General features: G+C 33.1%; 14 protein-coding genes. All 14 read left to right on the forward strand.

Features of this window, described 5'->3' with window-relative positions:
- Window positions 1-91: 91 nt before the first annotated feature.
- Window positions 92-736, forward strand: a complete 645-nt coding sequence (locus tag LD125_RS00290; protein ID WP_250137664.1) for a hypothetical protein — start codon at window positions 92-94, stop codon at window positions 734-736.
- A 30-nt stretch (window positions 737-766) separates the two neighbouring features.
- A complete protein-coding gene (gene tsaD / locus LD125_RS00295) occupies window positions 767-1,717 on the forward strand; it encodes a tRNA (adenosine(37)-N6)-threonylcarbamoyltransferase complex transferase subunit TsaD (RefSeq protein WP_250136542.1) in 951 nt (316 codons plus the stop codon).
- A 51-nt stretch (window positions 1,718-1,768) separates the two neighbouring features.
- Window positions 1,769-2,554, forward strand: a complete 786-nt coding sequence (locus tag LD125_RS00300; RefSeq protein ID WP_250136541.1) for a MurR/RpiR family transcriptional regulator — start codon at window positions 1,769-1,771, stop codon at window positions 2,552-2,554.
- Window positions 2,555-2,565: 11 nt separating this feature from the next.
- Window positions 2,566-3,666, forward strand: coding sequence for an alpha/beta hydrolase (locus tag LD125_RS00305; RefSeq protein WP_250136540.1), 1,101 nt, complete (start codon window positions 2,566-2,568; stop codon window positions 3,664-3,666).
- Window positions 3,667-3,680: 14 nt separating this feature from the next.
- The gene (gene asnS / locus LD125_RS00310; protein WP_250137319.1) at window positions 3,681-5,048 is read left to right on the forward strand and encodes an asparagine--tRNA ligase; all 1,368 of its coding nucleotides are present in this window, start codon (window positions 3,681-3,683) and stop codon (window positions 5,046-5,048) included.
- 90 nt (window positions 5,049-5,138) lie between these two features.
- Window positions 5,139-6,107, forward strand: a complete 969-nt coding sequence (locus LD125_RS00315; protein WP_250137320.1) for a glycosyltransferase family 2 protein — start codon at window positions 5,139-5,141, stop codon at window positions 6,105-6,107.
- An 11-nt stretch (window positions 6,108-6,118) separates the two neighbouring features.
- Complete coding sequence (locus LD125_RS00320; protein WP_250137663.1) at window positions 6,119-6,994, forward strand: RDD family protein; 876 nt, start codon at window positions 6,119-6,121, stop codon at window positions 6,992-6,994.
- A 1-nt stretch (window position 6,995) separates the two neighbouring features.
- Window positions 6,996-9,188 (forward strand): ATP-dependent helicase, encoded by a 2,193-nt coding sequence (locus LD125_RS00325; RefSeq protein WP_250137662.1) that lies wholly within the window; start codon window positions 6,996-6,998, stop codon window positions 9,186-9,188.
- Window positions 9,189-9,250: 62 nt separating this feature from the next.
- Window positions 9,251-9,520: an HPr family phosphocarrier protein gene (locus LD125_RS00330; RefSeq protein WP_250137322.1), complete on the forward strand. Its 270-nt coding sequence runs from the start codon at window positions 9,251-9,253 to the stop codon at window positions 9,518-9,520.
- A 177-nt stretch (window positions 9,521-9,697) separates the two neighbouring features.
- Window positions 9,698-10,723, forward strand: coding sequence for a CPBP family intramembrane glutamic endopeptidase (locus tag LD125_RS00335; protein WP_250136534.1), 1,026 nt, complete (start codon window positions 9,698-9,700; stop codon window positions 10,721-10,723).
- An 8-nt stretch (window positions 10,724-10,731) separates the two neighbouring features.
- Window positions 10,732-11,634: a pseudouridine synthase gene (locus LD125_RS00340; RefSeq protein WP_250137661.1), complete on the forward strand. Its 903-nt coding sequence runs from the start codon at window positions 10,732-10,734 to the stop codon at window positions 11,632-11,634.
- 25 nt (window positions 11,635-11,659) lie between these two features.
- Window positions 11,660-13,657, forward strand: coding sequence for a hypothetical protein (locus tag LD125_RS00345; protein WP_250137660.1), 1,998 nt, complete (start codon window positions 11,660-11,662; stop codon window positions 13,655-13,657).
- An 88-nt stretch (window positions 13,658-13,745) separates the two neighbouring features.
- Window positions 13,746-15,734 (forward strand): NAD-dependent DNA ligase LigA, encoded by a 1,989-nt coding sequence (gene ligA, locus LD125_RS00350; protein WP_250137659.1) that lies wholly within the window; start codon window positions 13,746-13,748, stop codon window positions 15,732-15,734.
- Window positions 15,735-15,745: 11 nt separating this feature from the next.
- Window positions 15,746-16,273 (forward strand): Asp-tRNA(Asn)/Glu-tRNA(Gln) amidotransferase subunit GatC, encoded by a 528-nt coding sequence (locus LD125_RS00355; RefSeq protein WP_250136530.1) that lies wholly within the window; start codon window positions 15,746-15,748, stop codon window positions 16,271-16,273.
- Window position 16,274 lies beyond the last annotated feature (1 nt).

Consider the following 16,274-nt stretch of genomic DNA (forward strand, 5'->3'; position numbering starts at 1 on the left):
TTGCCCTATTATGAGTTTAATTATAGCCGATTTGATAATTTTAGAAATTGAGTTTGGTAAAATTAAATTACTGAGAATAGTGGTGAGTTTAATGAGAAATAATGCAGCAATTCGTCCTTTACCAACAGGGACAAACTTAAAAAGTAATCAGAAAGAAAATTACCAAGCTTTGTTAACAGCTAATGAGGATAATGAATTATTGACTTTGTTTTGAGCAAGTTATTTAAGTGATTTAGAAACTAAGTACAAATTAATTTATCATCCAGGAAAAGAGCTTTTTCAGATTTATTATCATCCTGGGAAAACTAATGCAGCAAATAAACAAATTGTTCACGAAGTTACTCAGAAGATTAACCAGATTAACCAAGACTGAAATAAAATTGAACAAACAATGACTAGTTTTCAAGAGTATAGCAATCAAGAATTAAGGGGTGAATTGAAAACTGCTCAAGATGAATTAGTTAAGTTAGAAGTTAATAAGAGAGAGTTTGAACAGTCATTACAAAATCAGGATCTAAAAAATAGCGATGGTTTGGTTGAAGAATTTAATAAAACTTATCGTGAGAAGCGTAATGAGATTCAAACTTTGTTTACCCAAAATCCTCATGTTAAGGATTTGAATAAAATTTATCAAGATTACTTAAGTTTTCGTCAAAATCTCATCAAAGAGTATTTAAAAAGTAATGTTAAAAATTTGGACCAATTATTAGCAGCATTAGTGTTCAATCCAGAATAAAATCATTAGAGAAAAAAAGGGGATGAAGAAATGAAGATTTTAGCAATCGAGTCGAGTTGTGATGAGTTTTCTGTAGCGATTCTTGATGAGGATAAAATTTTGTGTAATGTCATTTCTTCACAAATTGATCAACACAAAGAGTATGGTGGTGTAGTTCCTGAATTAGCAGCTAGATTACATTTAGAAAATTGTGGGTGGGTGTTACAAGAAGCATTAGAGCAGAGTCAAGTTGATCTTGAAGAAATTGATCAAATCGCTTATACTGATCATCCTGGTTTAATTGGATCATTAATTATTGGAAAAGTTGTTGCCCAAACCTTAGGACTTTATTTAAATAAACCAGTTCAAGGTTATGACCATATTCAAGGTCACATTTTTGGTACTGCAATTAACCATGATTTTGTTTATCCTGTACTTGCAATGGTTGCAAGTGGGGGTCATACTCAAATTGAATTGGTTAATTCGCCAAATGATTTTCAAATTATTGGATCAACTGAAGATGACGCAATTGGCGAATGTTATGACAAGGTCGCTAGAGTTATGGGGTTAAGTTATCCAGGAGGTCCAGTTATTGACAAATTGGCCAAAACAGGCAATCCTGATGCTTATGACTTACCTTTAGCAAAAAATGATGCTACTTATGATTTTTCTTATTCTGGTTTAAAAACAGCAATGATTAACTTGATTCATCGTTTGAACCAAAAAAATGAACCGTTGCCTTTAAATGATTTAGCAGCTTCTTTTCAAAAACAAGCGATGAAGATTATTGAAATTAAACTAGCAAGAGCGATTCAAACTTATCACCCTAAGACTTTAACAGTTGGGGGTGGAGTCAGTGCTAATACTTTGTTAAGAACAATCATTCAACAATTAGGAACAAAGTACCAATTAGAGCAAACAATCATTCCTGATTTAGCATATTGTACTGATAATGCGGCAATGATGGCTAAACTGGCGTATGAAAAACAAAAAGTTTCATAATAAGATAATCGTGTAAAATAAAATGTAGATAGTGTTAAAGGGTGTAAGATTATGAGATCGTTTTTTAGTAGGTTAGCCATGCTTGATGAAGATAAATTGACCCCAAGAGAAGAACGTTTGGTAGAGTATGTCCAAGGCAATCTTCAACACATTGTGAAAAACGAAATGAAAATTGAACGTTTAGCTCAAGAAGCTGGGACTGGATATAGTGCGATTTATGGTTTATTAACAAAGTTAAATTTACGTGGTTATCGTGATTTTATTATGGCGTTGAGTGATGATGCCATTAATATTGAAAATGACTTGGTTCAAAATGATGAACAAGTCACCAGTAATTTGATTAACTTAATTAAGCAAAACTATACGATTACTGATCGCAAAGAAATTCACCAAACCTTAACTTTGATTCACGAATCAGAACGAGTGTTTTTGGTTGCTTGAGAACCTTCCTTGTTAGAAGTGGTGCAAGAGTTAGAAAACTTTTTAGTGCTTCATAGTCAAAACGTCTATTTTTTATTTAATCAATTTTCAATGATTGAAAACCGGATTCGCAACACAAAAAAAGGTGATTTATTTATCTTTTATACTTTTTATAGTAATAATGATTTGTTAGTAAAACTGATTAAAAAAATTAAAACTAACCAAGCCAACATTGTGTTAATTTCATCAAGATTAGCTGATCCTAATATTAGTAAATATGTTGATTCGATTCATACTTTAATTACAACTGCTAATCATTTGGAAAAAGAAAAGTTATATATTTCTAAAACCATTCCTTTTTTATACTTCAACGATTTGTTAATTTATCACTATACTAATTCAAAACGTTATAAATAGAAAGTCCTTTTATGATTGAACTTAAAAAAAACATTGCCAAGTCACGAGCTTTAAATCGATTTATTCACAAACTTTATGTGGATAACAGTATTCCGTTTAAATACAACAATAAGTTTCAAAATACTTCGGTTGCGAAGATGAATAAACTGATGATCAAGTTTTTTCACCAACCAGAAATGGTTATTTCTAAGGAAAATAACATTATTCCCTTTCGGTTTTACACCACTGATCAAATGATTTTAAATGGGGTGCAATATATTAGTGACCCAAATACCAATAAATGGGTTATTAGTACTCACGATTTTGGTCAAAATAAGTACTGGTCATTGTTTTTTGCCAAACCTTTTATCGAACTTGGTTATAATGTTCTTTCTTTTGATTTTCGCAATCACGGCGATAATAAGGGTTTAGATCCAGTAACTTTGGGGACTTTAGAAACCATTGATTTAAAATCAGCAGTGGAATGACTTGTGGAAAATAAACACCCTGAATGCATCGGGTTGATGGGGGTAGGTCTAGGAAGTTATGTGATTAATAATTTATTTATCGAAGATAACCAGTTATTTAAAAATGCCCAAGTTAAGTTTGCTGTGTGTGAATCAACTTATAATTCAGTAGAAAGTTTAATCATTAGTCAATGACGAAAATGACGTTATATTTATCGAGACTCGTTTGTGCGATGAACTGCTAAAAGAGTTAGAAAAATCATTGCTGCTGCAGAAAAAGAAGAGTTAGTTGATTTTAAAAATAATAATTTACTTGTAAAATTAAGGGAGAAAACAGAGTTAGACTATGTTCCGTTTTTTTATACCAATTCTTCAATCAACAACTTAGTACCAGCTAAAGATTCATATGAATTAACCATTAGTCGGGGAGAATTTTTTGATCAAAAAGAAAACCTTGATAAAATCGTCATCTATGACTTTTCTCAATCCCGTTTAATTTTTAAAGATCACTTTAAGAAGAACTTGAGAGAAATTATTGACTTTGAAAATCAGGTTGTAGGAGATGATCAGAATAGTCAAAAAACCATTGAACGGTTAGTCTTAACTGATGAAGATATTAAAAATAGTGGTGAAGAGAGCAATGAATTGACAACGTTTGCCAATTAAGAAGGAGAGTATTGATGGAAATTAAAGATTTATATCAAGATTTAAAAAATGAACAAATGGTGGAATTTATTGCTCGTGTTCGTTCGAATCGAGATGGAAAAAAAGTTTCGTTTTTAGTGTTAAGTGATGGTACAACAATTCATGATGTCCAAGTAGTTTATAAAGCTGATTTAAAAAATTATCATGATGTAAGTAGAGTTCGGGTAGGATCAATTTTAGCAGTTGAGGGAGTAATGGAACTGACCCCCACTAGAGACCAACCCTTTGAAATTAAGGCAACAAATATTGAAATTCTTGATGAAGCAATTCCTGACTATCCGTTACAAAAAAAAGAACATTCTTTGGAATTTTTACGTGAAATTGCTCAATTAAGAGCTCGTACAAAAACTTTTAACGCTATTTTTAGAATCCGAAGTTTAGCTGCTTTTGCAATTCACAAGTTCTTTCAACAAGAAAACTTTGTTTATGTTAATACCCCGATTATTACTTCAAATGATGCTGAGGGTGCTGGTGAAGAGTTCGGGGTTGTGACTTATGATCAAAATCACAAACCTTTAATAACTGATTTCTTCAATAAGAAAGCTTCATTGACAGTTTCAGGACAATTGAATGCTGAAGCATTTGCTCAGGCATTTAAAAAGGTTTACACTTTTGGACCAACCTTTCGTGCTGAAAGTTCGTTCACTTCTCGTCATGCTAGTGAGTTTTGAATGATTGAACCAGAGGTTGCTTTTAATGATTTATCAGCCAACATTGATTTAATTGAACGAATGCTGAAGTTTGTCTTTAATGATGTTTTAATCAACGGTTTGGCTGAGCTGACTTTTTTAGCAACAGTTAATGAACCAGGATTGGTGGAGAAAATTCAAACCTTATCGACAAGTAAGTATGTGATAAATACTTATGAAGAAGTGATTGAAATTTTAAGTCAAGCGGTTGCTGAAAAAAAGGTTAACTTTGAAAACAACAAGATTAGTTTTGGCTTGGATTTGGGAACCGAACACGAACGTTACTTGTGTGAAGTTGTGAACCAATGTCCTACTTTTGTAATTAATTACCCTAAAGAAATTAAGGCTTTCTATATGAAGTTAAATTCTGATCAAAAAACTGTTGGAGCAGTTGATTTGCTTGTCCCAGGAATTGGTGAGTTAGTGGGTGGATCGCAACGAGAAGATGATTATGAGCAATTATTAAACAGGTGTGAAGCATTAAAGATTAATCCTACTGATTTATCATGATATTTAGATTTACGTCGGTTTGGTTATTATAAATCATCAGGTTTTGGTTTAGGATTTGAACGCTTGGTTATGTATTTGACTGGGACTAGTAACATTCGTGATGTTTTACCTTTCCCTCGAACACCAAAAAACTTATTGTTCTAGTGTGTATTCAGAAAGTAACAGACCCAATTAAGGTCAATTAATAGTGTAAAATTAACTTAAATATAATCTTTTAGAAAGCGGGATATTGTTATGCTTATTTCTTTTGTTATTTCTACCACTCAAAAAGAGGATAACCGCGTATTAAAAACGTTGACTTCGCTTGATCAACAAACTTCAATTGACTATGAAGTGATTTTGATTAACGATAATCCATCAATTTCTAAAGAGGAACACGATGCGCTAGGAGCGCTTTTTATCAAGAATAAACGTTTAGTTTTGGTTGATAATTCAAAACCCCAAAGCGATGCTTTTAACTGAAATTTAGGAGTAAGTTTAGCTCGAGGAACTTATGTCGTGTTTGTCAAAGAAGGCGATGTCTTGAATCCATCCACAGTAGAAACGATTAAAAAAGTAAGTCAAAAAGCAACTAATAAAGCTGTTGATGTGATTCAATTTCAACGCAAGTTGATTGGGTTATACGAAGTGGAAAAGACTCCTTCAGTTTTAATTGAAGATTATCTTTATGATTTAAGCGAAAATAAAGAGGTTTTTGCTTATGTCGATGCCACAATTTATAATAAAGCTTTTCGCACCAGTTTGTTAATTGATGATGAAATTAAGTTCAAACCTCGAGTTCGTTATGACGCTTTATTTTTATACGATGTTTTAGCCAAAAGTGATAGTTTCTATAATTTAGGAGCCAATCTCTTAACTAATACGGTTTCGATTCCTCGTTATTCAGTTTTTGATGTGACGAACCAATGACCTCACATTTTAAATAATTATCGGCGTATGGGAATTTATAAAACTATGAGAGATGAAATTACTTATGCGCAATTTTATAATCTTTATGCTAACTTCTTGGGCTTGATTAAACGTTTTAAAAACAAAACTTTGTACAAAAAAGCGTTAATTTTTGTTAGAGACAAATACGAAGGACGAATTGATTTATTTGTTCGCACCAACCCAATTTTTAAAGAAGCTAAGCATTCACAATTTAATGGTGACTTTGAAAATTTTAATAGTTTTATTAAAACAGAACTTAAAAAAAATCGTTAAGATTATTAATAATGAGTAATGAAATAAAGTCAACAAGTTATGAACTTTCTTGCGAAGTTAAACCAGAACAAAAGCCTTCTTTATACCAGTTAGCCAACGTTTATCGGGTTTTTTTTGCTCGGGTTTTTGATATTGTTATTTCTGCGATTCCAGGATTTGTTTTAGTAGCGGTTCTAAAAGATCGGGTAGTTGGTAATTGAATTGGAGCAACAATTAATCTTAGTGTTGGGTTAGGGATGATGGTTTTGTACTTTGTGATTTTACCTACTGCTTTTCACGGTAACACTTTTGGTAAACTAATTTTTAAAATTCGCTTAAAACATAAGGGAGAAAACCAAACAGTTCGTTTTTACATGCTTTTAGTGCGAGAAGCGTTTTTCATGTTGATTCCTTGAGTGGTGGCGTTAATTTTTTTTATTGTTGCTTTAGTAATAATTACTGTCCATTCTCCTGATAATCGTGACCAAGAAGGAAGTGCTAATTCTGGAGCTTATCTAATCTATCAGTTAGGGTATTTGTTCTATTTTCTTTGGTTCTTCTTTTTGTGTTTAACAATCAAGGTTCAACCCTTGCACCAAAGTGGTCTTGACATTAAGTTTAATTTATATGTGGTCAATAAAGAACCATTAAACCAAGTCCATCAAGAATATAAAAACACAACTTTAAAAAGAGATGATGCCCACATTGCTTTAAGTGAATTGCCTGCTAATTTTGATATGAAAACTTTAGCAGAATTAACCTCTTCGCCCCAAAAAGAACATGAGAAAATTATTTCGTTAAGTGATTTAGATCGACTTGATTCGACCAAAACCCCTCACTTGAAGCAGAAAAAGTCTGTCAAATTAATTTACAATGACAAAGAGAATGAGAAAGAATGAGGAAAATAGGATGATTGATTTTAACCAAGAATTGGAGCACTTGAATTCTCACCAATTAGCAGCAGTGGTTTATAATGATGGACCGTTGCGAATAATTGCAGGAGCAGGTTCGGGGAAAACTCGGGTAATTACAATGAAGATTGCCTATTTGGTTAATAATCTTAACATTCCTAGCTGGAGAATTTTAGCTTTAACTTTCACAAACAAAGCTGCTAAAGAAATGCGCAATCGGGTGGAAGTAATTTTGGGCAATGACCAAAGAATTAATCCTTTTATTGCAACATTTCACTCTTTTTGTTACCGAGTATTACGTGAAGATGGAGAAGTAATTGGGTTAAAGAATCCTTTTTCGATTATTGATACTGCTGATCAACGTACGCTAATTCGGAGAACTATTAAAGATTTGGGTATTGATCAAAAGAATTATCCTCGCGCAGAAAATGCTGCTTTAGAAATGATTGAAGCTTGAAAAACTAACTTTATGGATGCTGCTGAAGCACAAAAAACTTCAGTTGATGAGCAAGAAAAAGATTTTAGTTTAGTCTACCAAGTTTATGAAAAGTATTTACAAGAAAATAATTATGTTGATTTTAATGATTTGCAACTAAAGACGTATCAGCTATTTACCACTGATGAACAAACCAGACAAAAGTGAGCCGATCGGTTTGACCATGTTTTAGTTGATGAATTTCAAGATACTAATGAATTACAATTTTCTCTAATCAAGATGCTAAGAAAAACTAATCCTGGCTTGACTGTGGTTGGCGATCCTGACCAAACCATTTATACATGACGGGGAGCTAGAGTAGAAATTATTTTAGACTTTGAAAAGAATTTTCCCAAAGCCAAGACGATTATTTTAGATCGTAACTACCGCTCTACTAAACAAATTTTAGATTTAGCCAATGATTTTATTGATAATAATTTCAACCGAGAAAAAAAAGATATTTATACAGACGTCACGGGAGTAACAGTGACTGTTCATGAAGTAACCACACAAAATAGTGAAGCAGAATATGTTGCTAAAACAATTAAAAAACTGATGAAAGAAAAACAGTATGAATACAGTGATTTCTTTGTTTTATACCGGATGAATGCTTGGTCAAGAGAATTTGAACATGTTTTTGATAATAACCATCTTCCTTACCAGTTAATCGGGGGGATTAAGTTTAGGGATCGTAAGGTGATTAAAGATGCGGTTGCTTATTTAAAGGCGGTGGCTTTGAACGATAATATCTCTGTAGAACGGATCCTACGCGCAACGCCAAAAATTGGTGAAGTAACGATTAGCAAGTTAATTAATTATGCAACAGTTAATGACATGTCAATCTTTACTTTGTTGACTGTTCATGATCAAGAAGCAGCACAAATTAGTAAACATTTAATCGGAATTAGTGACTTGTTAAGTAAAGGGCAAGCCAAATTTCAAGAAAATCTCCCTGTTGATGAATTGCTCCGCTTCTTATTAATTCAATCTGGATATGAATCAAGAGTGAAAACCTTGGCAAAAAATGACGAGGACATCGAAAATTTAAACGCTTTTTATGACCAATTAAAACACTTTCATGACCAGTTTGATCCCCAATTCTATAACGAAACAAACCAAACATTAGCGTTTTTACAAGAAGAAGCTTTGGGAAGTGATGATGAAAGCGGAGTAGCTAATAAAGTTACCTTACTGACGATTCACGCTGCTAAAGGTTTGGAAAATAAAGTTGTCTTTGTCACTGGGAATAGTAGTGGAATTTTCCCTTCTAATCGTACAATTGGTAATCCTGCTGCTTTAGAAGAAGAGCGTCGTGCGATGTATGTGGGTATGACTCGTGCTAAAGAACGATTGTACCTAACTTATGTTAATGGTGAATATTCATTTATTACCAATCGTTCTTTAGAACCTTCGCGTTTTATTAAGGAATTAAATCCAGATTTATACGAACTTGAACAACCACTATCACTACCATTAACAAATGCTTATAGTCGCACTTTTAGTCAATCAGATAATAAAAGTCGCACCAACTCTCAAGTTGCAAATTCAAATTCTGATCTTTTAAAAGTGGGCGATGTAATCGAACATGTGATGTTTGGTCAAGGAGTGGTTGTTAAAATTGTGAATAACAACCAGTACCAAATTGCGTTTAATAATCCAAGCTACGGGATTAAAATTATCCCGATTAATTCTGTCGCAATTAAAAAGGTGGTTTAAAAAATCATTTTAATTGCTAAATGCTATAATAAAATTAGTTTAAAAGGAATGGAGATTTCAAAATGGCACAAAAATTTAACGCAACAATTGTTGATAAAGTTGGTTTACACGCTCGTCCTGCTTCTCAACTAGCGAAGGAAGCCTCTAAATACGAAGCTGATATCAAAATCAGTGTTGATGGAAAAAATGGTAATTTAAAATCAATCATGAACGTGATGGCTATGGCTATTAAAAGTGGTCAAGAAGTAGTGATTGAAGCTGATGGTCCTGATGAAGAACAAGCATTAGCAGGAATTAAAAAAGTAATGACTGATACTGGGTTAATCGGTTAAACCTTACTGAGTAGAAAGCGCCTTTTAAAGGCCTTTTTTATTCTCAAAATCAAGAAATAATCAAATAATGATAAAATAAGCAGGAAAGTTAGTTTTAAGTTAGCAAGGATCAATTTAAAATGTCCTTGTAATTATTGAGTTTATTTTTGATTAAAACAAAAAGAGGGGGAGTGGATAATGAAGTCATTTTTTAATACTGGGTTTAATAATTATCTCAAACCCTTTTTAGCAAAATTACAACTTCCTTTGCGCAAGGTTAATCAAGATTATTCTTATCGGTTTTATCTTTATTCTTGAAAAACTGAAGGAATGATTTTTTTAACCACTGCTTTGTTGATTCCGTTTCTCTTCTTATTTATTTTCCGTTTTGCTTTGAAAATGAGTACTGATGCTTCGGTTATCGGCAACAGTTATTTACAACTAATTTATTGAGCAATCACTTTAGTTTCATCAACAGTTGGTTTTTATCAGTTTTATCAACGTGATAAACAATTATTTTTAAGGTCAGGAACTTTTGTTTTTTATTGTTTTATTATAGTGCCAAACTTGATTTCGTTTGTCATAATCTTAATTGCCTCATTGGCAGGAGTTGATAATAATTCTCCTATTGCTCCGTTTTTAACAATCTGAACTCAAATTCTTGCTGAAGTACTTGTTTTATACTTGGCATTTCATTACACTACTAATCTAAAAAACCGAATTCTAACTACTTTAAAAGAAAATTGGGTGATGGTTTTAATTGTTGTGATTATTAGTGCAGCAGTATTTTTTGGTTTAGTTCAGGGTGCTTATCAAGCAATTTTTAAAAATACCCCCTTGTCCCTTAATAACCAATCGAATAATCAGCAAGGTTTAGAAGATGGACTTGAAACTGGACGCCCTCTTGTCTACCGGATTTTTTATGCATTTTCTCTCTTTGTTTTGACGATTCTTGTGGCACCTTTATGTGAAGAAATTGCGACAAGAAACGCATGGTTTGCAGGAGTTGGAAACAAAACCTTAGGTTTAATCACTACCGCGTTGTTTTTTGGGATTCTTCATACCCAAACTGGGGATGTTGAGCACATTTTAAACTATGTTTTAGCTGGGTTAATTTTGGGGAGTATTTTTCTTATCAGTCGGGGAAATGTAACTTATAATTGGCTAACCCATGCCACTTATAATTTAATTGTCTTGATTGTGATGTTTAGTCAAAAGTTTTAGGAGTTATCATGCAAGAATTTATTATTAAAGAAAACGATGCTAATCAGAGTGTCTTCAACTTTTTAAAGAAGGTTTATCAAACTACTCCCTTATCAGTAATCTATAAGTGGTTTAGAAAGAAAGAAATTAAGGTGAATAACCACCGGATTAATGACCAAAAACTCCAGTTGAAGGCGGGTGATGTGGTGGTTGTTTATGACACAAACCAACCCCTAAAAAGAACAGAGTTTAAGCAAGTAGATTATTCTTTATTAGAAGTGGTCTATAGTGATGAAAATATTTTAGTGGTCAATAAACCATTTAATATTGAAGTTCATTCTGAGTTTAACTTATCTTTAGATGCAATGGTGCGAAGTTATTTAGTTGACCATCACCAATACGATCCTGGTCAAGAACAAAGTTTTGTTGTTAGTCATGTCCACCGGTTGGATAAATTAACTGGTGGTTTAGTAATTTATGCTAAAAATAAACCCGCCCTAACCCAGTTGTTAAGTGCTATTAAGACCACCATTGAAAAACAGTATGTTTTACATACTGCTCCAGGTTTTCAAGAGTTTTTAGATGCTCCTGGTTATGTTTATTATGACTCTGAAGCGCAAAAATCAGTTTTTAGTCCTAAAGAAAGTGATGCCCGGATGAAACCGTGCCACACTCAGTTTAAATTAATTAGCCAAAATAAAGATTTTAGTGTCGTCGAAGCTAGTTTAAAAACGGGAAGAAAACACCAAATTCGGGCAACGCTTGCTTATTATGGTTTTCCAATTATTAATGATTTTCGTTATCAAGGAAAGAAGATTAATAACCAAAGAATGATTTTTTTAAAGGCATACAAAATTATTTTTCACGGTTTAAATGAACCATTATTGTATTTAAATGAGAGAATAATAGAAATAGATCAAAACTTTAATTAAGTGAAGTGTTAAAAAGGAGGGTGTGATGAGTCAACAAGAACAGAATGCCAATGATAATTTGCATTTGCAAAGATCCAAGAAACAGAACCACCAAAATTTCACTGGAACCCTAATCGGGGCTTCAATTTCTTTAATTAATGCGATTATTCAATTTATGATGATTTATTGAATTTTGAAAGCCTATGGGACAGAATTCAACGGATTTATTCGTCTTTCTGCAGCGCTTACAACAGTTGGAGGCACAACTGAAGGAGCCTTAGGAGTTTCGACTGTTGTTCTTTTAATGAAACCTTTACAGAACAATGACTTTATTACTGCTAATGAAATCTTTTCTACTAGTAAAAAACGTTATTCTAATGGAATGATTACCAACACAGTGATTATTGTTTTACTTTCAGTTCTTTATCCTTTGTGAATTGTAATTTCGCCTGTGCTGGTTAAGGGTAGTGGGGAGATTAACTTTTCAATGGTTTTAACCCAAGGAAAAGTACAGTTTATGACCGTACCTTTTTTTGAACTAATCTTTATCTTTTTATTTTTTGGCGTAAAAAACATTATTAGTGCTGGTTTTTTTGGCGCGTATGAAAACATTATTCAAGCTGACCAACAAAACGGAACCAGAAGAGTAATTATTTTGTTCACTGATTTAGTGATTTATGGCGTCCTCTTTTACTTATTAAACATTACTACTAAGGGCGATTTACCAATTAATCCGATTTTTCCGTTCATGATTCTTTTAGGATATGGACCCTTACGAGGGTTGCTAATTATGATTTATGTTAAACGGAATTACGAATGGTTAAAGTTTTATCCTGATTTTGATAATTTTCAACTCAAGAAGTCATCAGCAAAAATGTTTTCAATTTCGTTAGGAAGAACCTTATTGTTTAACACTGATATTTTTTTAGTAATGATTGTTTTGGGAGGGTATGGGTTGAGAACTTCATCAATGCTTTCTTTATACTTATTAATCGGGGTTAATACTCGTTTGATTATGACTAACTTTATTACTTCGTTTCGTGAATATTTTGTTAGTGTCATTGTTAAAGACGGACGGTTGTACTGGGAATCATACTCTAAGTATGAACTCTATTTGTATGCGGTTTCTGCGTTTACGTTTGTACTTATGTCTATACTTAGTCCTTATTTGGTTTCAGCCTTGTACGGACCAATGGTGAATAAAGATTTTGAAAGTGTTACTACTAATGCTAGTCAAGCGGTTTTAAGTTTGAACCTAGCAGCATTAGAAAATGCTTATCAGTTTATGTTTAAAGGACCATCGTTTTCGATTATTTATGCCACTTCTACTGCGTTTATTCTTTTAATTCAAGGACAATTTACCTTGGTTGAAGCTAAAGAACGTTCTGAACAGGTTTCTAAACCAACTACGATTATTGCAATCCTTTATATTGTTTTTGCCACGGCTCTCTCCTTGATTTTTTCTGTTCCCCAAACTGGTGATTATTTTATTCGGGACACTTTACTGATTTTTTATAGTACCAAGATTGTGTTTATGGCAGCACTATATGGGTATTTATGAGTAGAAAACTGAAAGAATGGTACTTATAATGCTAACTTACACTATATTATTCCTAACTTGTTGGCGTTTGCTATTCCCGTGTCATTAGGAGTGGTTGGAAACTTGTTCTTGTTTCAAACGCTTTATCCGATTGGTGAGATGAAAAGTTTGTGATCCTTGATTGTGGTGATTTTACTTGTCATTGCTGGTGATTTAGTCGTTGTTATTATTTGTGCCCTCTCGATGCGACCAAAAGTGGCAGTCTTATTAATTTTAATGCTTCCGATTGTCAAACAGATTGTGGCCCGAACCAAGAATGAATCGCGCTATAAACGCTTAACTCAAGCAAATGTTGATGTTGCTAAAATCGGGAATAACAATTTAGTTTATAGTGAACTTTCTACAACCATTCAACAAGAGGAGTACGATTTAGAGCGGATGAATGAGATTGATGAAGTCTTTCGTCCTAAAGTTTATAAACTAAAAAACGATGAAGATGAATAAATTGCTTCTTTAAGGTAAAAGGGATGGCAATCCCTTTTTTCTTTCGTGATTAATCAAAGTATAATATTACTATTGTGAGGTTTTAAGAATGGATAAAAAAATTCTTGATCGATATAACTTGTTAAAAACAAAATTAATTCAATGGGGACAAGAGTATTATGAAAATGATACTCCTAGTGTTGATGATGCTGAGTATGATCAAGCGATGCAAACTCTGTTGGCTTTAGAAGAACAGTATCCTGAACTGATCAGTGAAGATTCACCAAGTCAGTTAATTGGTGGGGCTGTGGCTTCAGGATTTAGTAAGTATCATCATACTCAGGCAATGATGTCTTTGGGTGATGCTTTTTCTGTAGAAGAGCTTGAAAAGTTTAACCAACAAATCAGTAAAGTTAGCAACCAAATTGATAATCCTTACTTTGCTGAACTCAAGATCGATGGACTTTCAATTGCTTTAATTTATGAAGAAGGGCGGTTAGTAACTGCAGCTACTAGAGGGGATGGAAAAATTGGTGAAAACGTGACTAACAATGTTCGTCAAATTGCAGCAATTCCATTAACAATTCCTCAGAAAGGTCATGTAGAAGTTCGGGGAGAAGTTTATTTACCAAAAGCTGAATTTGAAAAGTTAAACCACCACCGCTTATTAAATGATGAGCCCTTATTTGCCAACCCTCGTAACGCTGCTGCTGGTACTTTACGCCAACTTGATCCCAAAATTGTTCGCAATCGTCACCTAAGTGCTTTTATTTACTATTATTATGGTGATCAAAAAGTGGCGAGTCAAAGCGAAGCAATCGCTCATTTAAAAACACTTGGTTTTCCTACTAATCCTGAGGGTAAGTTGTGTCAGAACTTGACTGAAGTTAAAACTTATATTCAAGAATATAGTGATAAAAGAAATAACTTGCCATACGAGATTGATGGAATTGTTTTAAAGTATAATGACTTTAATTTATATGATGAGATTGGTTACACTGCTAAAGTACCTAAATGAGCGATTGCTTATAAGTTTCCTGCTGAAGTAAAAGAAACTACACTATTAGATATTTATGGAACTGTGGGGCGAACAGGAAAAATTACTTATAATGCCAAACTGAATCCTGTGCAATTAGCAGGAACAAATGTTGGTGCTGCAACTTTAAACAATGCCCAATTTATTCAAAGTCTTGATTTAAGGGTTGGGGGTAAAGTTAAAGTTAAAAAGGCTGGAGATATCATTCCAGAAGTAATTAGTATTAGTAAAGGTAAAACTTATGCTAACCTACCAGTGTTTGTCCCTTTAACTCATTGTCCTGTTTGTGACAGTTTGTTGGAAAAAAACACTGGTGAAGTCGACCAGTATTGCATTAACATTGATTGTCCAGCACAAATTAAAAGAAGTATTGAACACTTTGCTTCTCGTGGAGCTCAAAACATTGTGGGATTGGGAGAAATGATTGTGGTGCAATTATATGAAAATGAAATCTTAACAGATGTGGTCGGGATTTATGAATTAAAAGATAAAGTTGACCAACTGCTTGCTTTAGATAAGTTTGGTCAAAAAAAAGTCGACAACCTTTTAGCATCAATTGAGAAATCAAAACAAAATTCGTTGGAAAGGGTTTTGTTTGGTTTAGGAATTCGCCATATTGGTAACAAAACTGCCCTGATTCTTGCTAAGGAATTTCGTAATCTTGATACGTTGATGCAAACTTCAAGTGAAGCTTTTGCTTTGATTGAGGGGGTTGGTGAAGTTGTTGCCGAATCCTTGGTTGATTGGTTTAATGAAACCAGAAACCAACACGTGATTCAGGCTTTGAAAGAGCATGGTTTGAATTTTGACTACTTTGATAATTCTCCAGTTATTCCCCAAACTTTGACTGGTCAAACTTGGGTGATTACTGGTACTCTTTCTCATCCTCGCCAATATTTTGAAGCAATAATCCAAGCTCGAGGAGGGAAAACTAGTAGTAGTGTTTCAGCTAAAACTAGTTATCTGTTAGCAGGAGAAATGGCAGGTTCAAAATTTAACAAAGCCCAAGAGTTAGGGGTTAAAATTTTAACTGAAGCAGAGTTTAACGAGTTAATTAAATAGAGGAGAACGCAATGAAGAAAAAAATTACTGAAATAATTAAAAATAACCATTGGGATGTTATTGCAGTTTCTTTGAAGGAAACTGGCGATACAATTTATCAAACATTTAGTAATGTTGATGATTTGATGGTATTTGTTGACCAGAATTTAGCAAAATATGAAGTTAGTTTGCTAGATCATGCTTTAGTTTTAAACCAAGAAACTAGAAAAACAACCCTAACCTTTAACTTTGTTTTTAATTCACCACAAAAGGAGTTAAGTGATGAATATCTTAAGAAGTTAGGTGATGACATTATGATTGAATTAAAACCTGACGACGTTAGAGAAATTAAGCGAATTGAATCAAGTTTAAGAGAAAAGTTTTTGAAGGTATTAAGTATTAATACTGATGACATTCAAGCTCAATATTATCCTTTTGATCAAGTTCATAGCTATCTGCGAAGTGATGAAGAAACTAAAACCATCGATCAAAGTGCGGTATTAGAGAATGCTCCAAGTCATGAAGGAGATTATGTGACAATGGTTAGGGTGGTGAAATAAA

This window comes from Mesoplasma sp. JKS002658, assembly GCF_023566355.1.
GTDB lineage: Bacteria > Bacillota_I > Bacilli_A > Mycoplasmatales > Mycoplasmataceae > Edwardiiplasma > Edwardiiplasma whartonense.